Source organism: Microcoleus sp. B13-B6 (assembly GCF_036705405.1).
GTDB lineage: Bacteria > Cyanobacteriota > Cyanobacteriia > Cyanobacteriales > Microcoleaceae > Microcoleus.
Genome location: NZ_JAUBUJ010000074.1, coordinates 1 through 22634 on the forward strand (window position 1 = coordinate 1; position 22634 = coordinate 22634).

Sequence of the window (22634 nt, forward strand, 5' to 3'; positions counted from 1 at the left end):
GTTGCTGACCATAGTGGAACAGGCCGAAAAGCCTGTTGCTGACCATAGTGGAACAGGCCGAAAAGCCTGTTGCTGACCATAGTGGAACAGGCCGAAAAGCCTGTTGCTGACCATAGTGGAACAGGCCGAAAAGCCTGTTGCTGACCATAGTGGAACAGGCCGAAAAGCCTGTTGCTGACCATAGTGGAACAGGCCGAAAAGCCTGTTGCTGACCATAGTGGAACAGGCCGAAAAGCCTGTTGCTGACCATAGTGGAACAGGCCGAAAAGCCTGTTGCTGACCATAGTGGAACAGGCCGAAAAGCCTGTTGCTGACAATGGTGGAACAGGCCGAAAAGCCTGTTGCTGACAATGGTGGAACAGGCATCTTGCACCTACCAGCGCTGTATTTTAAAAAGCTGTCATTAACTTAATGAGCTCGATCGACAAATCTCTTTGCGACTTTTGGTGCTTCTTAAACAAAACTCCAGCCAGCAGATAGATGTTTTCCGAATAAAAAGCCATTCCCTGTTCTCGCAGACTGGCGATCGCGCTTTTCACCTTGGGTTCCGAGCTATAATAGCCAAAATTTAAAGGTGCAATTTCAAAATTCGCAACCGAGTAGCCTCGATCCAAGGCATAATCGATCAAACCCACAGGATTAGAATAGCTAGAAACCATCAGCAAAACTTCGTCGCTGCCCAAAGACAAAAGTTTCTTAGCAATTGTCGAACCATCACTCCCCCCGTGCAACAGCGGCTGGTAAATCTTATCATCCACCGCCGGCAAGTAAGGCGGATTTGAGATGACACAATCCGCCGACTCGTATAAGGGCGAATCAAAAAAAGAGCAATTGTTGACGGTGTATCGTTCGCTCAGTTCATATTGCTTAATTTGAGAGTCAGCAATTTTCCACGCTACATTATTTAGCTCAAATCCCTGTATTGTCCCCTCAAAATCAGTTCTCAGCAAAGACTTAATAACTGGACTTCCCTCTCCTGAACCAAACTCTACGATAAGTCGAGAATTGTCACTAGCATTTAACACTAAACTTTCCAAGCAGTGCGCGTAAAAATCCGATTCTTCCGGGCAGTGGAATACCTGTTTCAGAGGATGGGATGAAGTGAGCATAAATTCTGTAACAAAGTTGACTATTTTAAAAGTATCGAATAAGTAATATTCCAGCCATCTGTCGCAAGAGCTATTTTATCAACTTGTACAATCTATCTATTCCTGTTTTACCTGGTGCGATCGAATAACTATTACTGCCGGCAGATTATCCAATTAACTAGATTAATCCGATTGACAGATTGCAATTAGAGCGATTGCTGGTGAGATAGTACCTAAGCAAATAATTGTAAATTTTAATAGTGTCAGATATGACCTTTTTTAATTATTCAGTTCCCCCTCTGCGCCGGAAACAGATTAACATCGAACTTCAGGATTTAGAAGGGCTTTGGCAGGTTCAGTTTCCCCTTGGCAAAGATCGATTTTATTCACAATTTTATACTTGTCTCGATCGAACTTGCTTGCTGTGGAGCTTGCTGTTAATAGCCATGTTCGGCACAGCACAATTTTTTTCTGTGAGTTGGATGCTGCAAGCCGGTTTGTGGTCAGCGCTCAGCCTCGTAGGTACAGCAGCAATGGTAAGCATGACATACTCTTGGGTCACAATAGAACGCCTGATTTGGGTGCTTTACGGTTGGGTAATACTAATGTTATTAGGATTGCTGCTGACCGATTTAGCAATTTTTCTCAGTTGGGGAAAAGTATTGGCGAATCTCTGTCCCCTGTGGTTGGGAATGAGCGGAATTGGGTATTTGGGGACTGGATTCGCAGTGCGATCGCGCGCGCTTTTAGCGGCAAGTTTATTTCACCTGTTGGGAATATTAATTTTACCTTACACGGGGGGTTGGCTTTTCCTATTTACGGGAGCCATAATGGTATTTAGCTTGCTCGTTTTAGCCGAATTGCAATGGGATATGCGCCAGCCTATGAACAGGCTCGATTAACTTGTGTACCACCGCGATTCCAACAGCTATCTCCAACAGCTATCAACGTCAAGCATTAACCACAAGTGATGAGTAGATTGCTAATGACTCATGATATCATGCCCGCTAGCATAACGTCACTGCGATTGGTGGGTAGTGAGGATGCTTCGTTCTCATCAAAACTTGAGGAATGAAGCCCTCACTACACAGCGAATAGGGGTTATGTTAGCGGACACGATATTACTAAAGGGTGATAACTAATTGCCACCAGACTGTACAGATTTGCGGGTTTGGTTAGTATCATCACCCTTGTGATGCCACGTGCCACCTTCTTGAACATATTCAGATTTTACACTGTTCCAAGCAACGCTAGTAGCACCATCTGCGCTCATTCCATCTTCGCTAGCGCTCTTAAAAGCAGCCTGAAAAATTTGTTTAGCTCCTTGGGGGAGTTCTTGTGCTTCCGAAGGTAAGGTGTCAAATTGTTGTTCTGGCATAATGACCTCTAATTATTAAACATAAATGTAATCTTATATACGAGAAGCAACTACTTTCCTCTCTCTAAAAGCAAGTTTTAAACCGCATTTTTCTCATTCTGAGGACAGATGTAATATTAAATTTATTCTGCTCCTCGAAGGCAAGGGGCTTGCGGTTGCTGGTTGGGCAGGATTTGGGTAATTTCCTTGCTTAAACATCGATTAATATGATTTCGGCTTTTTAACTTGCGAACTTAGAAAAAGCAATTAACGTTAGATAGCGAATTCTGGTAATAATTCGATGCAGCATAGTTAAAGTCCGCTTGGGAAAGGTGTTAGAGAACAAGCGCTCTCTGGCATAGTTTTCGCTTGACTATCTCAGAGTTTAGCCGATCGCACTCACAAGCAATTCTCACGAGTGGGCCGCCGCTGGTTAATTTAATCTCGTGGGGGATAGACTCGGATAGCCCTCAGTTCGCTTTCCTGTTTGAGGCAACTCAAATCCCAGCCCAAAGCCTTGCTGCTAGGGGGTTGCAGGTGTTCTGGCGACTATGAGCGGTCGGGCGTTTTGAGATAATTTAGTTTCTGGGAAAGTTTGAACGGTATTCTGCCAGTGCCCAAATTGCCAGCAGCAAGTTAAGGAAAAATAGCGATCAAAAAATTTTTAAACTAACTCATCTGGCGCAGTGCTAAGCCAAAATTGATGGTGATAAAATCAATAATTTCTGGCTCAAAGCACCAGCCGCCGGAGAAAATTTATAGGAAGAAGCGGCCGCTTGTCTCAGAAACCGGGTTGATGCTTATATGTCTCGTTACTCAACCCAAAATTTTTCAGATCAACCCGCTTTTTATCCCCCGTACACAAATTTTTAGAGAGCTAGTCTGCCGCTCAATCAAATTTCATCCACCACCTGAAATAAAAAGCCATTTTGTCAAATATTCCTAAAGATGAATGGCGAACTTGAAGCATAAGTAATAGCTTATAAACTGTTAACGTAGCGGTGTAATTAATCAGGGAAAAATCATCAAGGGAACGGGACTAAATTTGCCCCCTTACCTTCATTATTCCGCAGCGAAGGTTAGAAAATTTGCACGTTACGCTGTCAATTTGACCCTGCGGTTTTGGCATCACAAGCGATCGCAGCACTCTATGCAAAAGCAAGCATTACCATGAAATCTTCTAAATTGTTGAAAGTTGTTTTAGCAAGCGCTTGTACTTTAGGTTTAGCAACGGTTTCCTTAGCAGTGCCTGCTTCAGCCCAGTCGGGCGGTGCTGGCGGCGGTGCTGGCGGCGGTGCTGGCGGTAGCGCCGGCACAGGCACAAGCGGTACAAGCGGTACAAGCGGTACCGGTACAACAGGCACAAGCGGTACAAGCGGTACGAGTGGCACCGGTACAAGCGGTACAACGGGTACAAGCGGTACGACAGGCACAAGCGGTACAACGGGTACGACTGGCACGGATACAACCGGTACAAGCGGTACGAGTGGCACCGGTACAAGCGGTACAACGGGTACGACTGGCACCGGTACAAGCGGTACAACGGGTACGACTGGCACGGATACAAGCGGTACAACGGGTACAAGCGGCACGGGTACAACGGGTACAACGGGTACAACCGGTACGAGTGGCACTGGTACAACGGGTACAACGGGTACAACGGGTACGACTGGCACGGATACAACCGGTACAAGCGGTACGAGTGGCACGGGTACAAGCGGTACAAGCGGTACCGATACAACCGGTACAAGCGGTACAACGGGTACGACTGGCACGGGTACAAGCGGTACAACCGATACCACTGGCACCGGCACAAGCGGTACAAGCGGTACAAGCGGTACGAGTGGCACCGGTACAACGGGTACAAGCGGTACAACTGGTACGACTGGTACAACTGGTACAACCGATACGACTGGCACGGGTACAACTGGTACGACTGGTACAACTGGTACAACCGATACGACTGGTACAACTGGTACAACCGATACGACAGGCACCGGCACAACTGGTACAACTGGTACGACAGGCACCGGCACAACTGGTACAACCGGTACAACCGATACCACATCGACGCCGGCTGATACTAATTCTGGAGTTTTGAGTGCTCGGCGCGATAGCCCCAACAATTTCGGGTGGCTGGGTGCCTTGGGCGCCTTTGGTTTGATCAACTTGTTTCGGAAAGGCAGTACACCCTCCCATCGGTAGTTTCGGGCGATTCCCTACGAGATAGTTTCACACGCGCGGACTTTTGAAAACAACTTAGAGGCTTAGAAATTCATGACTTCACTCAATCGCAAAAATTTGTTCAAAAAATTGGTAACAGTTGCCGGAATTGCCGGCGTTAGTTCCTTGATAGCTGTGCCGGGATTCGCAGAATTAAACCGCCAGACTAACGGCTTCAACCAGTCGGGCGAGCGAGTTTTTGAGCTTGCTGATAACGACTTAAACGATCCTAATTCTCCGGGACCTCCTGTTACAGATCCTAACAACAACAACAATCCTGGCGGTTCTCCCAACACTCCAAATACTCCCACCAACAACACTCCCGGTCGTTCTCCAAATACCCCCACCAACAACACTCCCGGCCGTTCTCCAAATACCCCCACCAACAACACTCCCGGCCGTTCTCCCAACACTCCAACAGGTGGCGAAACCTCGCCTAATTCTCTCAGCAGCAGAGACAGAACCTTTGTCATGCAAGCAGGTCAACTGGGTATGCTGGAAGTGGAACTTGGCAGATTGGCAGTGCAGCGCGGTTCTAGTGCTAGTGTGAAACAATACGGGCAAGAAATGGTTGAGGAACACACTCAAGCAAATAAAGAATTGATGCAGTTAGTAATGCAAAAGCAGGTTGAATTGCCAACCGAGATGAGTACGCAGAACACAGCTTTGATGAAGCGACTTTCGGGACTCTCCGGTAGAAGTTTTGACACTGCTTACAAGCAGGCTATGATCGAGAGCCACAATCAGGCTATTGCTCTGTTTCAAGCTCAATCTCAACAGGGACAAGATCCCGAGTTGAAGGCTTGGGCCACCCAGAAGTTGCCGAACCTTCAAGCGCACTTGCAAATGGTTAACCAAATGTTGGCAGATACCAGCCAGCCCAAATAGGAGGTAGAGGAGGTAGAGTGCGATAGCGTAAAACGCGATCGGACTCTACCTTTTGTGAGCCGAGAAGGAACAGTAATAAATTCTTTTAAACGCTATAATTTTTGAGAACAATGGAAGATTTTATCCGCAACTTGTTGGGCAGCAATATTACAGCAACGTGGCTGTTGTTAATCGTAGGTTTTTGCTGGATGGCTTACATACCCGGCCGCCTGAGAAATTAAAAATTATTAATTAAAAGTTCAAAATTAAGTAGGTAGGCGCAAATAAACCTTACCATCCAACAGACCTATTCTAGGGTGCCTCAGAGCCTCAGATTTTCTAGGGTATTTCATGCGCTCTCTCCGGGGCACCCTACAATTTAGTCTAAATTAATCATTTTTTAACAGACAGGCGTTCGATCGCCCGATCGCGGAAACAAGCAAGTGCGATCGGGCGATCGAATTTCACCGCAGATTTATTCAAACAACACAAAATTAATTAGTCCTCAGTGTCCACAAAAACACTCACAGCCGCCACAGCGATTAGCATTTCATCATTTTTATCATTCAGAGAGGCGATCGCCCTTCCTGGCACAATCATGCCCCCTTGCTCCACAATCAGAGTTTTGCTGCCAAAAGGGAGCACCGCCAACACATCCTGTTCCCGCACCTGTTCCGGGTAAGGAACAGCCACCTTAACCTCAACAATCATCTGATTGGGGTCAGTCAAACCCGCCACTTCCCAGACGCCTAGGAGAGCATTATGGGCGATCGCATTCCGTACAGCCCTTGCACAGGCTACAGTCGGTTCCTGCCCGTGCTGGTCTATACCCATCCCCATTTCAATGATGAAACATTTACGTGCCATTGTTGCCCCTTGGTTGATTTTTGTTTGTAGTCGTTAGCGAAGCCCGCCCCTACGGGGGCTACGCCAACGAAGAGGATCGCACTTTTTCCCAAAACAATTATCAACCAAACAGACGGCTCTTGATTTTATTTTATAAATTGATATCACAACAAAAGAATAATACCAGTCTTCAAAAACAATCCAACTGTAGGCAAGCTTCAAACCCTTATGAAATGAGTCCTTCTCAATCTCAAATCTCAAATGGTATAACTTATGGTAATATAACCAAATTCAGCTTTCCTCGCGGACTGCCAAACTCATCGCCAGCTTGAATCATGGATAGTTTTCTACCAATTGCCTACTTTCAAAACCAATTTCTCCCATTTACCGACGCCAAAATTTCCATAGCAACCCACGCACTGCACTACGGAACCGGAGTTTTAGGCGGGTTGCGGGGAATTCCCGACCCCCAAAATGCCGATCGAATCTTGCTATTTAGATTAGACCGCCACTGTCAAAGATTAAGTCAAAGTGCCAGCTTCCTTCACTGCGATTTACCAGCCAGCAAAATCCAACAAATAATTATTGATTTTGTCCAGAAAAACCAACCAACAAAATCATTTTATATCCGCCCTTTTATCTACACATCCAGTTTAGGAATTGCCCCCCGACTGCACAACGTAGAAACCGACTTTTTTGTCTACGGATTAGAACTTTCAGACTATTTGCCAAAAGAAGGAGTCAACTGTAGAATTAGCTCTTGGTATCGCCAAGAAGACCGCAGTTTGCCCTTAAGAGGTAAAATTAGCGGCGCTTACATCACCTCAGCTTTAGCCAAAACCGAAGCAGTAGAATCCGGCTTCGACGAAGCAATTATGATGAACACTCAGGGAAAAGTCAGCGAAGCTTCAGGAATGAACATATTTGTCGCCAGAAACGGTAAATTAGTTACTCCCGGTTTCGAGCAAGATATTCTCGAAGGAATTACCAGAGACAGCGTAATCACAATCGCCAGAGACTTAGGAATTGAAGTCATAGAAAGACCCGTTGATAGATCGGAACTGTTGATTGCAGACGAGATTTTCCTCTGCGGAACCGCCGCGAAGATTACGCCAATTAAGCGAGTAGAAAACTATCACTTGCCCAAAAACCGACCCCTCACCGAAAAGATTTTGGACAAACTAACCGGGATTATCGAAAATCGCGACAGCAAGTATCAAGACTGGGTATTTCCGATTGATCTTAATTAACCGTTTGTAGTGAGGAGTTCAGTCCTTCTTTTAAGAACTAAATTCCTCACTACAAACCATCAACTGGACTGCGGTGTCCTTACACCCGTCTGCTCTATTTCATCGGCTTAAAAACTTCTATATCGACACTCCAGAATTAACTACATCGATAATTAAGAAATGCTATGGAAGCTCGAGAATTTTACGAACAAGGATTCGACCTCGGTCGCAGGGGGCTGTACGAGGAAGCAGTTGCAGCTTTTACTCAAGCAATAAATCTCAATCCTGACTTTGTAGAAGCTTACATGATTCGTGCTACTGCTCGAAGTGGAACAGGAGATTTACAGGGGGGAATTGAAGATTTTGAGAAAGCTATGGATATCTACAGGTCTAGAGGACAATCGCAAATAGCTGATATGCTTTTAGTCCCCTGGAGTGCGCTGCACAATGAAATTAGGTTTAAGGACTAAAGTCCTTACTACAAACTAAAGTTCACTCACACAAAGCAGCCGCGTGAAATTGAATATGATCCTCCATAAAAGTAGCTATAAAATAATAGCTATGATCGTAACCTTCCTGCATTCTTAAAGTTAGCGGCTGTCCCGCTTTTGCACAAGCTTCCGCGAACACTTCCGGCAACAACTGCCCATCAGCAAGAAACGAATCAGCCGTGCCACAGTCAATCAGAATCGGACGGTTGTATTGCGCCTCAAGCACCAATTCGCTAGCATCCCAAGCCCTCCAGATATCTTTGTCGCCACCGAGGTAGTTTGCAAAAGCTTTTTGTCCCCAAGGGCAGCGCATTGGCGCGGAAATAGGCGCAAAAGCGGAAACTGAAAGATAGCGAGAGCCATTTTTCAACGCGCAAATTAACGCCCCGTGTCCGCCCATTGAATGACCGAAAATTCCCTGTTTTTCCGGTATCGCTGGAAAATTTTCGGCGATTAAATTCGGCAATTCATCAACCACATAACTGTACATCCGATAGTGAGAATTCCAAGGTGCGGCTGTCGCATCAACATAAAAACCCGCACCACTTCCTAAATCCCAATCGTCATCTTCGCCGGGGATACCAGTATTGCGCGGGCTTGTGTCGGGCGCAACCAGCATTAACCCGTATTTTGCCGCAAATTGTTGCGCCCCCGCTTTTGCCATAAAGTTCTCTTCTGTGCAGGTTAAACCTGATAGAAAATACAAAACTGGTACGGGTTGAGATAAAGCTTGGGGGGGCTGGTAAACTGCGAATTTCATCTCGCTGTTGCAGGTTGAGGATTGATGGCTGTAAAAGCCTAGTTTGCCACCGAAACTTTTCTGTTCTTTGTGCAGTTTTAGGGAGTCTGATATCATGTTAATTCTATTTCATTTTTTAATTAGATTTTTTTTTACCGCAGAGGGCGCAGAGGGCGCAGAGGAAGAGGGAAGAGAGAAAGATTTTTGTTCAAAATGTCAAAACTGTGCGAATTACTTCGCCTTTGTGCATTAAATCAAAGGCTTCGTTGATTTTGTCGATCGGCATTACCTGAGTTACCAGACTGTCAATATCAATTTTACCGTCCATGTACCAATCAACAATCTTAGGCACATCAGTTCTGCCTTTTGCCCCGCCAAAAGCCGTGCCTTTCCAAACCCTGCCAGTTACTAGCTGAAACGGGCGGGTACTAATTTCTTGACCGGCTCCCGCTACCCCGACAATTACGCTCACGCCCCAACCTTTGTGGCAGCATTCTAAAGCTTGGCGCATCACATTAATGTTGCCGATACATTCAAAACTGTAATCAGCTCCACCTTTGGTTAAATCTACCAAATAAGGCACTAAATCGCCTTCCACTTCGCGGGGATTGACAAAGTGAGTCATGCCGAATTTTTCCGCCATCTCTCGCTTGTCGGGATTCAAGTCTACGCCGACAATCATGTTAGCTCCCACCATGCGAGCCGCTTGAATTACATTCAAACCCACGCCGCCCAAACCGAAAACTACCACATTAGAACCAGGCTCTACTTTCGCAGTATTGATGACAGCGCCGATGCCAGTTGTTACGCCGCAGCCGATTAAACAAACTTTATCAAAAGGAGCATCTTCGCGAATTTTTGCTACCGCAATTTCTGGCAATACTGTATAATTAGCAAAGGTAGAAGTTCCCATGTAATGGTATAGTTTCTGCCCATCTATGGAAAATCGGCTCGTGCCGTCGGGCATCACTCCCTGGCCTTGAGTTACGCGAATTGCTTGACAGAGGTTAGTTTTTCGGCTCAAACAATATTCGCAGTTGCGACATTCGGGAATGTATAGAGGAATTACCCGATCGCCCACTTTGACACTCGTGACTCCCGGCCCAACTTCTGCGACAATCCCGGCTCCCTCGTGGCCTAAAATAGCCGGAAACAAGCCTTCAGGATCTGCACCGGAAAGAGTGTAAGCATCAGTGTGACAAACACCCGTGGCTTTAATTTCCACCAGCACCTCTCCAGCCTGCGGCCCATCCAGATCCACCGTTTCAATGCTCAAAGGTTGGCCGGCACTGCGAGCAACTGCTGCTTTTACTTTCATGCTTTCTCCCTGCGATCGATTTGTCAATTGACCCGTCAATATGTATTGTATTACTTAATGTCAAACTTGGAGCAAATTTATGACAAAATTAATTGTAATTACCGGAGTCAGTCGCGGTCTTGGTCTTGCCATGACCGAAAAGTTTATGGAATTGGGACATACAGTTTTGGGATGCGCCCGTTCTTCCGAAGCGGTGGAAAAACTCAACCAAAAATATAGTGCGCCCCACCATTTTACTTGTTTGGATGTCACCAACGACGATCGAGTAAAAGCTTGGGCAACAGAAATGCTGGCAAAAAATGATCCGCCAGATTTGTTAATTAATAATGCAGGCGTAGCTAATCATCTCGCGCCTCTTTGGAATATCAGCCACGAAGAATTTTCTCAGGTAATTGATGTTAACATTAAAGGTACGGCTAATGTAATTCGCCACTTTGTCCCGGCAATGATTGCTCGAAAAAACGGCATAATTGTCAACTTTAGTTCTGGTTGGGGAAGGTCAACTTCGCCGGAAGTCGCGCCCTATTGCGCTTCCAAGTGGGCAATAGAAGGACTTACCCGATCGCTCGCTCAAGAATTGCCCGCAGGTATGGCAGCAGTTCCTGTGAATCCGGGGATAATTCACACCGATATGCTGGACATTTGTTTCGGAGAAGATGCGGCAAATTACCCGTCAGTCAAAGCATGGGTGCAAAAAGCAGTTCCTTTCTTACTAAAATTAAAACCTTCAGATAACGGAATGCCGCTGACTGTTCCTGGATAATACAGAAACCCTGGCAGGATTTACGCACATCTCTCTTTTCTTCCCCTCAGCGCCCTCTGCGCTCTCTGCGGTTCATAAAAAAAATCTCAAAAATGAAATAAAATTGCTATATTCCCAAATCAAAACTCTTTCCCCAAATAGCCACTGTGAACTTGCCGCTAACCTCCCCCTCGCAAACCGAAACCCGCAAAGCAGACCACCTGCGGATTTGCCTCGAAGAAGACGTACAATTTCGCGAAACTACCAGCGGCCTCGAACGCTACCGTTTTGAACACTGCTGTTTGCCAGAACTCGATCGCACCGAAATCGATTTAACCTCAACATTTCTCGGCAAAAAACTAGCCGTTCCCCTGCTAATTTCCTCAATGACCGGCGGCACAGAATTAGCCCAGACAATCAATTATCGCCTCGCCGATGTCGCTCAAGAATACAAACTAGCAATGGGAGTCGGTTCCCAGCGAATTGTTGTAGAAAATCCTCAACTCGCTCCTACATTTGCCGTCCGTCGCCGCGCTCCCGATATTCTCCTGTTTGCCAATATCGGAGCCGTTCAATTAAACTACAATTACGGTTTGGAAGAGTGCCAAAAAATTATTGATATTCTCGAAGCAGATGCCCTAATTTTGCACCTCAATCCGCTGCAAGAGTGCGTTCAAACCGAAGGCGATACTAACTTTAAAGGACTGCTAGAAAAAATTGCAAAATTGTGCGATCAATTACCAGTACCAGTTATTGCTAAAGAAGTCGGCAACGGTATTTCAGGAAAGATGGCAAAGAAATTGCTCGCCGCCGGGGTAGGTGCGATCGACATTGCCGGGGCCGGAGGCACTTCTTGGGCGAAAATAGAAGGAGAGCGAGCTAAAGATAGCAAGCAGCGCAGGTTAGGCGCAACCTTTGCCGACTGGGGAATACCGACAGCCGAGTGCATTGTCAGCACCCGCGCCGTAGCGCCGGATGTTCCTCTGATTGCCTCTGGGGGCTTGCAGAATGGGTTGGATGCAGCGAAGGCTCTCGCGCTTGGCGCGGATATTGCGGGACTGGCGCGGCCGTTTCTACAAGCTGCAGCGGAATCGGAATCAGCCGCAGCCCTTCTAGCTGAGGTGTTAATTGCAGAAATCGCTACCGTGATGTTCTGTACGGGCTGCGGTAATTTGGATGAGCTAAAACAATCTGGGGTTTTGGAAAGGTTAAGATAAAAGTGAGTCAGCAGTCAAAAGTCATTAGTCAGCAGTCATTAGTCAGCAGTCATTAGTCAACAGTCATTAGCTAATAACTAACGACAGGGGATAATTACTACATCCTACTTGCAGGAATGACCAATAAAATCGTTTCCGGTGGCATCGGAATAATATTTTGCCGAGTGCAGTGCGAGCGGGACACTTGCACACTCGGTATCATTCCGTTCTAACCGGATGTTATATAACTAATGACTACTGACTAATGACTAATGACTAATGACTACTGACTAATGGCTACTGACTACTCAGGGCAAACGCATCATGTCAACAAGCGGGAATTTTACCGTGCTTGTTGCGACTATTATCGATAGCTGTAGTTTATTGAAAAGAGATTTGACTGCCGATAGCGGTGGCTATTCCTCAAAACACTACTACTATTCTCCCGGCAATTTAGATGCGTTTGCCCTGACTGACTACTGACTACTGACTACTGACTACTGACTAATAACTAATTACCAATTATCTAATGAAAGATTTCCTAAAATATACCTGTGCAAGTTTACTGGGAACCTTCCTAGGAATGTTGCTGCTGGGCAGCATCGGATTGGGCGGACTGGTACTGCTAATTGCTATGGCGGCATCGTCGTCCAAAGATTCGGGCCCGCAAGTTAAAGATAAGTCGGTATTGGTATTAGACCTTTCTTTAAATATTACCGACAGCAAACCGAGCCGTAGCACTGGCGCGGCGATTGAAGAAGTGCTTTCGGAAGATTCCGGCGATACAGTGACGCTGCGGACTGTTTTAGACACGATCGAATATGCGAAAAAAGACCCGAAAATCGTTGGCCTTTATCTTGAAGGCAGCTCGGAGTCGAGCAGCAGCGGGTTTGCCAATCTCAAAGAAGTTCGAGGGGCATTGCAGCGTTTCCGAGATGCCAAAAAACCCATTTTTGCTTACCAAATGGACTGGAATGAACGAGATTATTACCTCGGTTCCGTTGCTAATACAATTGCAGTCAATCCTTACGGCGCTTTGGAACTCAACGGTTTTAGTAGTCAGGCAATGTTTTTCACCGGTGCTTTGGAAAAATACGGCCTGGGAGTGCAAGTGACTCGCGTCGGCAAATACAAGTCAGCCGTTGAGCCGTTTTTGCTTACAAAAATGAGTCCCGAAAATCGCCAGCAAACTCAAAAGTTGCTCGGAGATATGTGGGGAGAATACCTGCAAACTGTCGCCCCGAGTCGCAAAGTGACTGTTCCGCAACTGCAAGCGCTTGCCGATAATGGCGGAACTTTGATGGCTGACGAAGCTCTCAAAAACAAGTTAGTTGATAAAGTTGTATACTTTGACGAAATATCGACCGAACTCAAAAAACTCACAGGAACAGATGGCGAAAACAAATCTTTCAAGCAAATTAGTTTGAAAAACTACGCGAAAATTGCTGAGGATAAAAACTCAACTGATGCTAACAAGAAAAACCAAGTTGCTATACTTTACGCTGAAGGAGAGATTGTAGACGGCGAAGGGGGCCCGACTCAAGTAGGAGGCGATCGCATTGCTCAAGAAATGCGGAAAATTAGAGAAGATAACGACGTAAAAGCAGTGGTTTTGCGCGTCAACAGTCCCGGAGGCAGCGCGACGGCGGCCGAAGTCATTGCACGCGAAGTGATGCTGACGGGGAAAAAGAAACCAGTTATTGTTTCAATGGGCAATTTGGCAGCATCCGGCGGCTATTGGATTTCGATGGGTTCCAACCGCATTTTTGCCGAACCCAATACGATTACCGGTTCTATTGGCGTTTTTGGAATGCTTTTCAACGCCGAAAAGTTGGCCGCTAACAACGGCCTAACTTGGGACGTGGTGAAAACCGGCCGCTTTGCGGATACTACCACGGTTTCCCGTCCGAAAAATCCTCAAGAATTGGCGAATATTCAGAGGATAGTCGATCGCATTTACGATCGATTTATTACTAAAGTCGCCAACTCCCGCAAACTGCCGAAAAACAAGGTACAAGAAATTGCTCAAGGCAGGGTGTGGTCTGGTACGGCCGCGAAACAGTTGGGTTTAGTCGATGAAATTGGCGGGCTTGAAGATGCTGTCAGAGAGGCGGCGAAGCAAGCTAAACTCGGCGACGATTGGAAGGTGGAAGAATATCCAAAACGCCGCAGTTTGGAGGAGCGAATTTTGGAAAAAATTTCCGGCGTTCACGTTTTGAAACCAGCAGCCAAACTCGACCCGCTAACGGCCGAATTTAAGAAAATGCAAGATGAATTGGCTGTGATCAAGTCGATGAACGACCCGCAGGGGGTTTATGTTCGCTTGCCTTTCACTTTGCGGATTGATTAATTGATACCAAGTCCGGGATTTTTACCCCTTTATTCTTAGTCCCCCTCTGTTGAGACGAAAGTTTTGCTCTTGAACCGTTGCAAGCGCTGAGTCTGATAGGGGTTTTTAACCCGGGTTTGGTAAAAGTAGGCTGACCAAGAATTTCTTGATGGTACAGCCCCCGGATTTATCCGTGGAATCAATCCAAAATCGAAAATCGAAAATCCTCAAGCCCCCGCATTTATCCGTGGGCTCGCCTCTAAAATCTAAAATCTAAAATCTAAAATCGATTGACGCATCCTACACACAACTGAAAAACCCGGTTTCTCGAAGAAACCGGGTTTATGAATACCCTAAAAGTCGATCAACTGGGAATTGGCAATATTTATTATGCTGCACGCTGAGTTAACAATCCCCAGATGAAAAGTAGAACGATCGCACCGACGACTGCAAAAGCTATGCTGGGTAGGCTAATTACTCCGAAGGATGCTCCCCCGCTCGTCCCCAATAGGACTTGACCTAGATAACCTCCCACTAGCGCGCCCAAAATTCCTAAACCTGTTGTTGCCAGAAAACCGCCGCCTTGAGTTCCCGGATAAATGGCTTTGGCGATCGCACCGGCAATCAGTCCTAAAACGATCCAAGCAATAATTCCCATTTCTCTTTCTCCTGAATACTTAAACTTTTCTCGTCCCTTGTCTTATGTTCTTAGAATAACAACCGCTATCGGGGACTTACCTCTACCGCAGGGAGGAACCGAAAGTGGTAGGATTTCTCATGAATCGTCGGAGTTTGAGGCTGTTTAATATCTCAAAAGAGTTAACCCACTTTTTCGAGGCAAGAAAGGTACTTATGCTCAAAGCAAAAGGGAAATAGGAGAATCTTTTCTGGGATTTTTTGTGTTTTGGTAGTTAAAAAAATTACAATATTTCTGTGAAATGAGGAAAGTTTGCGCCCGATGAATCTGACTCTGTGCATGATTGTGAAGAATGAAGAGGCAACACTGTCGCGGACTTTGGACAGCGTTAAGGGTGTTGTTGACGAAATGGTGGTGGTGGATACGGGATCGGGCGATCGCACCCGTGAAATTGCCAGAGAATCCGGGGCGAGGGTTTATGACTTTGAATGGTGCGACGACTTCGCAGTGGCGCGCAATGAGTGTCTGAAGCACGCCCAGGGCGACTGGATTTTGGTATTAGATGCCGATGAGGTTTTGGTACCGGAGATTCTACCTCAAATAAAGCAGGCCATTGCGAGCGATCGGCTGCTGCTAATCAATCTCATCCGTCAAGAAATCGGTGCCTCTCAATCTCCCTATTCCCTAGTGTCGCGCTTATTTCGCAATCGCCTCGACATCCGCTTTTCTCGCCCTTACCACGCAATGGTAGACGACAGCGTGGCTGAGATTTTGCAGAGGGAACCAAAATGGACAATAGCTTCTCTCCCCGATGTGGCGATTTGGCACTCTGGTTATCAAAAAGATGCGATCGCAGCAAAAGGTAAATTCCAAAAAGCTCAAGCAGCAATGGAACGCTATATCGCTTATTATCCAAACGATGCTTATGCTTGTAGCAAATTAGGCGCTTTGTATGTAGAAACCGGGCAAATTGGGCGGGGAATTAATTTATTAACCAAAGGCTTGACTGCGGAGACCATTAATGATTCTATTCTTTACGAACTCAACTATCATTTGGGAATTGCTTATCGCCAGCAGCAGCAATTTGTTAAAGCAAAAGAACACTATCAAGCGGCAATTAATACAGATGTGATCCCGGCGCTCAAGTTGGGCGCTTACAATAATTTGGGCAATTTGCTCAAAGATGAAGGAGATTTGAAATCTGCTGAACAAGCTTACAAAGCAGCTTTAAAAATTGACCCTAATTTTGGAGTAGGTCACTACAATTTGGGACTCACGCTGAAGGCAGCCGGAAATTTAGCAGATGCGATCGCCTATTACCGACAAGCCATTAAAATCGATCCAGAACACGCGGAAGCTCATCAAAACTTGGCAGTAGCCTTGCTGAAAATTGGCAAAATGCCAGAGAGTTTAGCAGAATTCAAAAGAGCGATCGCCCTTCACGAACAGCGCCGCCCCTTTGAAGCAGAACGCCTGCGCCGGGGACTGCAAGAAATGGGTTTACTTTAAACTTGTTACCAAATAATTTGTAGGGGCAATCCCCCCGTGGTTGCCCCTCTTGTTACCAAATAATTTGTAGGGGCAATCCCCCCGTGGTTGCCCCTCGAACCGGACGGGGTAAGCACGGGGGCATTACCCCTACAAACTGTAAAAATTACCAGCAAAATCAAGCAATTATCTCTACTTTGCCGCTATCCAAATCGTAGCGGCCCCCAACAACTTTAAGCTTGCCCGCTTGGACTGCTTTAGCTAAAAGAGGCGAGGAGGATTGTAACTTATTTACATTCATTTTCACGTTAGCTCTGACGGCGTTATCCCAGGCATCGCCTTTTTGACCTTTTGTCGAATCAACTGCAGGTTTAATCGCCGCCACCAAAGTGCTAATGTGACCCGGAACAGCTTTGCCATCTAAAGCTGCTTTGACAGCCCCGCAGCGTTCGTGACCCAGAATTACTAATAGCGGCACGCCTAATTCTAAGGCGGCATATTCTATATTACCGAGAACCACATCGTCGAGAAAATTGCCAGCTACTCGGATATCAAATAAATCCCCCAATCCTTGGTCGAAAATAATTTCGGGAGTAACGCGCGAGTCAGAACAAGCCAGGATGGTTGCAAACGGATGTTGACCCTGGGCTACTTCTACAACTCGCGATCGAGCTTGGTCGGGAAATGTCCGTTTTTGCTGAAGGTAGCGTTGATTACCCGCCATCAATTTCTTAAGAGCACTGTTAGGAGTAATGTCAGTAGGAGTAATGTCAGAGATTGCCTCGGCCTTTGCTGCTTCGGCTTGTAAAAAGGCAGGTGCCAAGCTTGCCGCCAGCATCCCTGCACCAGCCCTCAACATTAAATTGCGTCGCGAAATCATGCTTCTACTTCCGCTTTCATTCATCAGAACTATGGGTTTGAAACCCCGTCCTTTTAGGACGGCTTTACATTGAATTGAATCCCCTCGCGGGGTGGAGGGGTATGGTTGCCCCAAGGCGTGAGGTATGGTTGCCTCAATCTCTTTTGGGAGTAAAGTTAGCACGCGCCTTTGTTTAGTGAGCTTGTTAGGCCCAAAGCACTGTAAAGCGTGACCTTAGAACTGTTTAACTCTCAACGATAGAGCCAGGGACTAGCTACGCATCCCAGGGTATCGTGACTCAAAAAACGTAGTCAGTTAAGACGATGGCCCGTCAGAATGACTTGTTAGATTCCTCCTTCAAGCCTCATGCCGTCAGGGCTGAGGTTCCTGACTGTTTGTAACTCGGTTCAATTTTTTCTATTTATACCCTAAGATATACCACAAGCTGAGCCAGACTTCTGGGATTTTTCTTTGCAAGCTGCTCCGGCACAATGTAAACTTCAAAAAAGTGGCCCATTTTTATTTCATTCATATTTTATTTTGTAAAGTCAACTGCGGTCATCCTTCTGCAGGCAGGGGATGCTAGAATGTATCTAAAACGACTATTTTTTATCAATGGCTCGAAATGTCCTACGTCGCCAGCATTCATATCTATCCGGTCAAGTCCCTTGACGGCATAGCAGTCAGTCAAGCAACTATTCTAGCCAGCGGAGCTCTAGAAGGCGATCGCTCTTTTGCAATCTGCGATGCAGCAGGAGAATTGGTTAACACTAAGCACAACAGCGGAGTCCGTTTTCTACGCTTATCCTTTGACATCAAAAAGAGAATTGCCGGCCTGAAAATTCAAGGCACCGAACAAGAAATATTTTTTCATGTAGATAGAGAACGCTTGGCAATAGAATCTTGGTTGAGCAACTACTTCGGTTTCCCTGTCAAATTAATTGAAAACTTGCTGACAGGTTTTCCCGACAATACCGCTGCACCAGGGCCAAGCATTATCAGTACCGAAACAATTGCCGAAGTTGCATCTTGGTTTCCGAGAGTTTGCGTTAACGAGATGCGCCATCGCTTGCGAGCTAATATTGAAATAGGAGATGTCCCGGCTTTTTGGGAAGATCAACTTTTACCACAAGCCGATGAAATTGTGAGGTTGAAAATAGGGACTGTAATATTTGAAGCTATTAATCCCGGTCAGCCATTTATCCTATCTACGCGAAATTATGGGGCGAAAGCAGGCGATCTCAATTTTAAAAATATACTAACAGCCAAGCAGAAGGAAATTATGCCTGACTTGGTAAAAAAAGGGCATTTAAATCACTTTAGTCGGCTGATAGTTAACACGCGACTCGCACCTCAAGCACCAGAAAAAATATTACACATAGGAGACGAAGTTGCCATTCTCCGCGTCAGCAACTCTCTATTGAATACCCTTTCTGATTAGTTGTATGGTACGAATCGGATCAAGCCGGCGGCAACTCCAAAGTAAGTTGACCTAAAACACCAGTTCTAAAATCGTTTAACATCTGCCGCGCCGTTCGTTCGACATCTCCTTTATACCTGTCTTTTGCTACCTCGTGCAGATAATCTTCACCATTACTAGAGGCTGCATCTAATTTATACCTGGATTTGAAACCAGATATTGATATCAAAGTCTCATCAGTCGCCTCCAGCCCTCGCAGCAAATCTACCATAGCTGCTGCTACTACCTGATTGTCGTAAGCTGCTTCGCCAATATCTTCGCAAATAGCTAATTTTATGGCATTTTCTTGATTGTTAATTCGGGTTGGGATCACTCCGGGGGCATCTAATAATTCAATTTCGTCAGAAATGCGAATCCATCGCAGCGATTTAGTTACTCCAGCTCTGCGGGCACTGTCTACCACTCTCCGCCCTAACAGCCGATTAATTAAAGCAGATTTTCCCACATTGGGAAATCCCATTACCACTGCCCGGACTGGACGGGGCAGCATACCTCGATCGAACCTTCTTTTATTTAGCTGCACCCCAGCATTCTGCACCGCATCCGCCACAGCGTCTACTCCGTGACCGTGCTCGGCATTAGTAAAATACGCAGTTTCCCCCTGGGCCTCAAACCATGTTTCCCACGCCTCGCGCGATCGAGGCGTAATCATATCCATGCGGTTGACGACCAATACTCGCGGCTTGCCGCCCACCCAGCTCGGCATTTGGGGGTGATAAGTAGCCAATGGAATGCGGGCATCTCGGACTTCAAGCACCACATCTACCCGCTTTAGCTGTTCTTTTAATGCCCGTTCAGCTTTGGCAATGTGACCGGGATACCAGTGAATTTTCATTAGTTAGTTGACTGTTGACTGTTGACTGTTAACTGTTGACTGTTGACTATTGTTATTGGTTAGTTGTGATTGGTTAGTTGACTGTTGACTGTTGTTATTGGTTAGTTCTTAGTTGTTAGTTCTTGAATGACAACTAACAACTAAGAACAGTCAACTGCCAACAGTCAACTGTCAACTGACAACTGACTAAGGCACAATCAAAACTGCACAAGGAGACAGATTGATTACCCGACTGGTAACGCTGTCAGACGCCCCATCATCGGTTAAACCCATCCCCCGACAGCCCATCACAATCAAATCGGCCCCAATTTCGTCCGCCACATCGCAAATCGTGAAAGCAGGTTTGCCTTCCCGTTCGATGATTTCAGCTTCAATTCCCTGCTGGGAAAACATCGATTGGGCCTCAGAAAGAAGTTTGGCGACTGCTTCGGGGGAAGTCATCACCTCGCGCGCGGGGGCGTCGGCCTCCTCGGCTGGGGGCTCGACTACCGAGAGAATAACTAAGCGAGAACCGTAGGTTTTTACGATATTGACCACCTTTTCGGCAGCTTCGCGGGCTTCTCGGCTTTGATCGACAGGAAATAAGACTGTCTTGAACATACTGCACATCTCCGGGACACGGACTCCGATAAAATGTTTAGGTTAAGCCAATCAGTGCCGTTTGTTCCATCTTCCGTTTTTTGTACGGGCGCGGTTGAATGCGTCCGAGGCCGGGGTGCAAGTTACCAGTGCCGCCATTTCAACGGAATTCGACAAAAACACACATATTAGGAGGTTAATCCTGTGACAAAAAAAACTGTAGCAAATTTATCGGCATCGGACTTATCGGGCAAACGGGTATTGGTGCGGGCGGACTTTAACGTGCCGCTCGACAACGGCAATATCACCGATGATACTCGCATCCGGGCGGCTCTGCCGACAATTCAAGATTTAGCGTCCAAGGGCGCTAAGGTGATTTTGTGCAGCCACTTCGGCCGTCCCAAGGGTGTAACGGAGAAGTTGCGCTTGACGCCGGTTGCTGTGCGCCTGTCGGAATTGTTGGGCAAAGAGGTCAAAAAGACTGACGACTGCATCGGTGATGAAGTCGCTGCTACAGTCGCGGCGATGCAAGATGGCGATGTGCTGTTGCTGGAAAATGTCCGCTTCTACCCAGAGGAGGAGGCAAACGACCCAGAATTTGCTAAGAAGTTAGCTTCTGTGGCCGATTTGTATGTCAATGATGCTTTTGGTACGGCTCACCGGGCTCACGCTTCTACTGAGGGCGTTACTAAGTATCTGAGTCCTTCTGTGGCTGGGTTTTTGATGGAGAAGGAACTGCAATATCTCGGCAGTGCGATCGACAATCCTCAGCGTCCTTTAGCTGCTATAATCGGCGGTTCTAAGGTTTCCAGCAAGATTGGAGTCATTGAAAAACTGCTCGAAAAGTGCGACAAACTGCTGTTGGGCGGTGGCATGGTTTTCACCTTCTACAAAGCTCGCGGCTTGAACGTGGGCAAGTCTTTGGTGGAAGAGGACAAGCTGGAATTGGCTAAGTCTTTGGAAGCTAAGGCGAAGGAACGGGGAGTTACTTTTCTGTTACCTACTGATGTGGTAGTTGCTGACAAGTTTGATGCGGCGGCTAACACTCAAACTGTTCCTGTAGAAAGCATCCCCGACGGTTGGATGGGTTTGGATATCGGCCCGGATTCAGTAAAAACTTTCCAAGATGCTTTGGCCGATTGCAAAACGGTAATCTGGAACGGGCCGATGGGCGTGTTTGAGATGGAGAAGTTTGCTGTAGGAACTGAAGGTATTGCTCATTCTTTGGCTGGACTTACTAAAACTGGTACTACCACAATTATCGGTGGTGGTGACTCGGTGGCGGCTGTGGAACAGTTGAATTTAGGTGAACAAATGAGCCACATTTCTACTGGTGGCGGTGCTAGTTTGGAGTTGCTAGAAGGTAAGGAATTGCCTGGTGTTGCTGCTTTAGATGAAGCTTAATTAAGTTAAGTAGGGCGGGCTTTGCCCGCCTTGCTGGAAGCAGGTCTATATCCTTGGCTGCGAATCATTTTTTTGAAGATTTACCGCAGAGGGCGCAGAGAACGCAGAGCAAGAGGAAAGAGAGAAGGATATGGGTTTAAAGTCTATAGTTTGCTAGTATAATTTGTTTGAAGTAGCAGTGAGGTTTGTTTGTGAAACTTAAACTCTTGGCAACTGTAACGGCAAGTTTAGCTTTGTTTGGGCTGGCAGTTCCGGTTAAGGCTCAAAATCCAGATCATGTTAGGCAATTGCTGGAAACTAAAGAGTGCGAAGGCTGTGACTTGAGAAATGCTGATTTGTTCAAGGCTAGCTTGTACAGAGCTAATTTAAGAGGAGCCGATTTAAGCGGAGCAAATCTCTATGAAGCTAATTTGTTGGAAGCGGATTTAAGTGATGCTAATTTGGCCAATGCTAACTTAGTTAATGCCGAAATGTACGGGGCTGAATTGAATGGTGCTAATCTGCGAAATGCGGATTTGTCTAATGCTTTTTTGGGCCGGGCGAATCTGACGAGTGCGGATTTGCGCGGTGCTAAACTTTTTAATGCGAATCTGGGGGAAGCTTATCTGTTGCAAGCTAATTTGTCGAATGCCGATTTGAGACGTTCGCTGCTGTTTAGAGTTAATTTGAATCGTGCGAATTTAAGCGGAGCGGATATGTCTTTCGCGGATGTGCGGGATACTAATTTGCAGAATGCTATTTTGTCAAATACTAGGCTTCCTCGCGCTCAATTGGCCGGGACAAATATTGATGCGGCGAATAATGTGCGGCAGGCTGATTTGGAACGTGCCAACTTGCGAGGTACGAATTTGGGGCCGGGGGTTTGCGTGAGCACTAATTTTCCTTATTGTGTTTTGAATTTGGAAGAAAAATTTTAGACTCTAGTTC

At 46.4% G+C, this 22634-nt stretch carries 23 protein-coding genes; 13 read left to right on the top strand and 10 right to left on the bottom strand.

The window, feature by feature from the left end; translation table 11 throughout:
* Together QUB35_RS26635 and QUB35_RS26640 are read right to left on the bottom strand one after the other, a co-directional pair.
* Positions 1-366: hypothetical protein (locus QUB35_RS26635; protein WP_333144658.1), on the bottom strand; the 366-nt coding region annotated here is incomplete at its 3' end.
* 23 nt (positions 367-389) lie between these two features.
* Positions 390-1109 (bottom strand): SAM-dependent methyltransferase, encoded by a 720-nt coding sequence (locus QUB35_RS26640; protein ID WP_333144659.1) that lies wholly within the window; start codon positions 1107-1109, stop codon positions 390-392.
* A 248-nt stretch (positions 1110-1357) separates the two neighbouring features.
* Here QUB35_RS26640 and QUB35_RS26645 point away from each other — a divergent pair, with 248 nt between their 5' ends.
* Positions 1358-1990 carry a hypothetical protein gene (locus tag QUB35_RS26645; protein WP_333144660.1) on the top strand — a complete coding sequence of 211 codons (633 nt, stop codon included), beginning with the start codon at positions 1358-1360 and terminating at the stop codon, positions 1988-1990.
* Between the two features lie 236 nt (positions 1991-2226).
* Here QUB35_RS26645 and QUB35_RS26650 read toward each other — a convergent pair whose 3' ends face one another.
* A complete protein-coding gene (locus tag QUB35_RS26650; protein WP_333144661.1) occupies positions 2227-2466 on the bottom strand; it encodes a ChaB family protein in 240 nt (79 codons plus the stop codon).
* Between the two features lie 1149 nt (positions 2467-3615).
* Here QUB35_RS26650 and QUB35_RS26655 point away from each other — a divergent pair.
* Together QUB35_RS26655 and QUB35_RS26660 are read left to right on the top strand one after the other, a co-directional pair.
* Positions 3616-4650 carry a hypothetical protein gene (locus tag QUB35_RS26655; RefSeq protein WP_333144662.1) on the top strand — a complete coding sequence of 345 codons (1035 nt, stop codon included), beginning with the start codon at positions 3616-3618 and terminating at the stop codon, positions 4648-4650.
* Positions 4651-4722: 72 nt separating this feature from the next.
* On the top strand, positions 4723-5556 hold the full coding sequence (locus QUB35_RS26660) for a DUF4142 domain-containing protein (RefSeq protein WP_333144663.1): 834 nt from the start codon (positions 4723-4725) through the stop codon (positions 5554-5556).
* A gap of 477 nt (positions 5557-6033) precedes the next feature.
* Here QUB35_RS26660 and QUB35_RS26665 read toward each other — a convergent pair whose 3' ends face one another.
* A complete protein-coding gene (locus QUB35_RS26665; RefSeq protein WP_333144664.1) occupies positions 6034-6402 on the bottom strand; it encodes a Lin0512 family protein in 369 nt (122 codons plus the stop codon).
* Positions 6403-6716: 314 nt separating this feature from the next.
* Between QUB35_RS26665 and QUB35_RS26670 the strand changes: the two genes are divergently transcribed.
* Positions 6717-7631 carry a branched-chain amino acid transaminase gene (locus QUB35_RS26670; protein ID WP_333144665.1) on the top strand — a complete coding sequence of 305 codons (915 nt, stop codon included), beginning with the start codon at positions 6717-6719 and terminating at the stop codon, positions 7629-7631.
* A gap of 164 nt (positions 7632-7795) precedes the next feature.
* Complete coding sequence (locus QUB35_RS26675; protein WP_333052830.1) at positions 7796-8080, top strand: tetratricopeptide repeat protein; 285 nt, start codon at positions 7796-7798, stop codon at positions 8078-8080.
* Positions 8081-8102: 22 nt separating this feature from the next.
* Here QUB35_RS26675 and fghA read toward each other — a convergent pair whose 3' ends face one another.
* Both fghA and QUB35_RS26685 read right to left on the bottom strand, forming a co-directional pair.
* Positions 8103-8957: an S-formylglutathione hydrolase gene (gene fghA / locus QUB35_RS26680; RefSeq protein ID WP_333144666.1), complete on the bottom strand. Its 855-nt coding sequence runs from the start codon at positions 8955-8957 to the stop codon at positions 8103-8105.
* 91 nt (positions 8958-9048) lie between these two features.
* Positions 9049-10158 (bottom strand): S-(hydroxymethyl)glutathione dehydrogenase/class III alcohol dehydrogenase, encoded by a 1110-nt coding sequence (locus QUB35_RS26685; RefSeq protein WP_333144667.1) that lies wholly within the window; start codon positions 10156-10158, stop codon positions 9049-9051.
* A 79-nt stretch (positions 10159-10237) separates the two neighbouring features.
* On the opposite strand from QUB35_RS26685, the gene QUB35_RS26690 reads away from it, so the two are divergent.
* From QUB35_RS26690 to sppA, 4 genes are all read left to right on the top strand, one after another.
* Positions 10238-10921: an SDR family NAD(P)-dependent oxidoreductase gene (locus QUB35_RS26690; RefSeq protein WP_333144668.1), complete on the top strand. Its 684-nt coding sequence runs from the start codon at positions 10238-10240 to the stop codon at positions 10919-10921.
* Between the two features lie 146 nt (positions 10922-11067).
* Complete coding sequence (gene fni, locus QUB35_RS26695) at positions 11068-12117, top strand: type 2 isopentenyl-diphosphate Delta-isomerase (protein ID WP_333144669.1); 1050 nt, start codon at positions 11068-11070, stop codon at positions 12115-12117.
* Between the two features lie 303 nt (positions 12118-12420).
* Positions 12421-12579, top strand: coding sequence for a hypothetical protein (locus tag QUB35_RS26700; protein WP_333107298.1), 159 nt, complete (start codon positions 12421-12423; stop codon positions 12577-12579).
* Between the two features lie 46 nt (positions 12580-12625).
* Positions 12626-14446 carry a signal peptide peptidase SppA gene (gene sppA, locus QUB35_RS26705; protein ID WP_333144670.1) on the top strand — a complete coding sequence of 607 codons (1821 nt, stop codon included), beginning with the start codon at positions 12626-12628 and terminating at the stop codon, positions 14444-14446.
* A gap of 367 nt (positions 14447-14813) precedes the next feature.
* Here the strand turns inward: sppA and QUB35_RS26710 are convergent, their stop codons facing one another.
* Positions 14814-15083 (bottom strand): GlsB/YeaQ/YmgE family stress response membrane protein, encoded by a 270-nt coding sequence (locus QUB35_RS26710; protein WP_333144671.1) that lies wholly within the window; start codon positions 15081-15083, stop codon positions 14814-14816.
* A 300-nt stretch (positions 15084-15383) separates the two neighbouring features.
* Between QUB35_RS26710 and QUB35_RS26715 the strand changes: the two genes are divergently transcribed.
* Positions 15384-16571, top strand: a complete 1188-nt coding sequence (locus tag QUB35_RS26715; protein ID WP_333144672.1) for a tetratricopeptide repeat protein — start codon at positions 15384-15386, stop codon at positions 16569-16571.
* Positions 16572-16728: 157 nt separating this feature from the next.
* On the opposite strand, the gene QUB35_RS26720 is transcribed toward QUB35_RS26715, so the two are convergent.
* Positions 16729-17454, bottom strand: coding sequence for a carbonic anhydrase (locus QUB35_RS26720; protein ID WP_333144673.1), 726 nt, complete (start codon positions 17452-17454; stop codon positions 16729-16731).
* Positions 17455-18034: 580 nt separating this feature from the next.
* Here QUB35_RS26720 and QUB35_RS26725 point away from each other — a divergent pair.
* Complete coding sequence (locus QUB35_RS26725; RefSeq protein ID WP_333144674.1) at positions 18035-18850, top strand: MOSC N-terminal beta barrel domain-containing protein; 816 nt, start codon at positions 18035-18037, stop codon at positions 18848-18850.
* Between the two features lie 19 nt (positions 18851-18869).
* On the opposite strand, the gene ylqF is transcribed toward QUB35_RS26725, so the two are convergent.
* Both ylqF and QUB35_RS26735 read right to left on the bottom strand, forming a co-directional pair.
* Positions 18870-19724: a ribosome biogenesis GTPase YlqF gene (gene ylqF, locus QUB35_RS26730; protein ID WP_333144675.1), complete on the bottom strand. Its 855-nt coding sequence runs from the start codon at positions 19722-19724 to the stop codon at positions 18870-18872.
* Positions 19725-19910: 186 nt separating this feature from the next.
* Positions 19911-20324, bottom strand: a complete 414-nt coding sequence (locus tag QUB35_RS26735) for a universal stress protein (RefSeq protein WP_333144676.1) — start codon at positions 20322-20324, stop codon at positions 19911-19913.
* Positions 20325-20507: 183 nt separating this feature from the next.
* Here QUB35_RS26735 and QUB35_RS26740 point away from each other — a divergent pair, with 183 nt between their 5' ends.
* Together QUB35_RS26740 and QUB35_RS26745 are read left to right on the top strand one after the other, a co-directional pair.
* Complete coding sequence (locus tag QUB35_RS26740) at positions 20508-21707, top strand: phosphoglycerate kinase (RefSeq protein ID WP_333144677.1); 1200 nt, start codon at positions 20508-20510, stop codon at positions 21705-21707.
* A 191-nt stretch (positions 21708-21898) separates the two neighbouring features.
* A complete protein-coding gene (locus tag QUB35_RS26745) occupies positions 21899-22624 on the top strand; it encodes a pentapeptide repeat-containing protein (RefSeq protein WP_333107284.1) in 726 nt (241 codons plus the stop codon).
* The last annotated feature ends 10 nt before the right edge of the window (positions 22625-22634 follow it).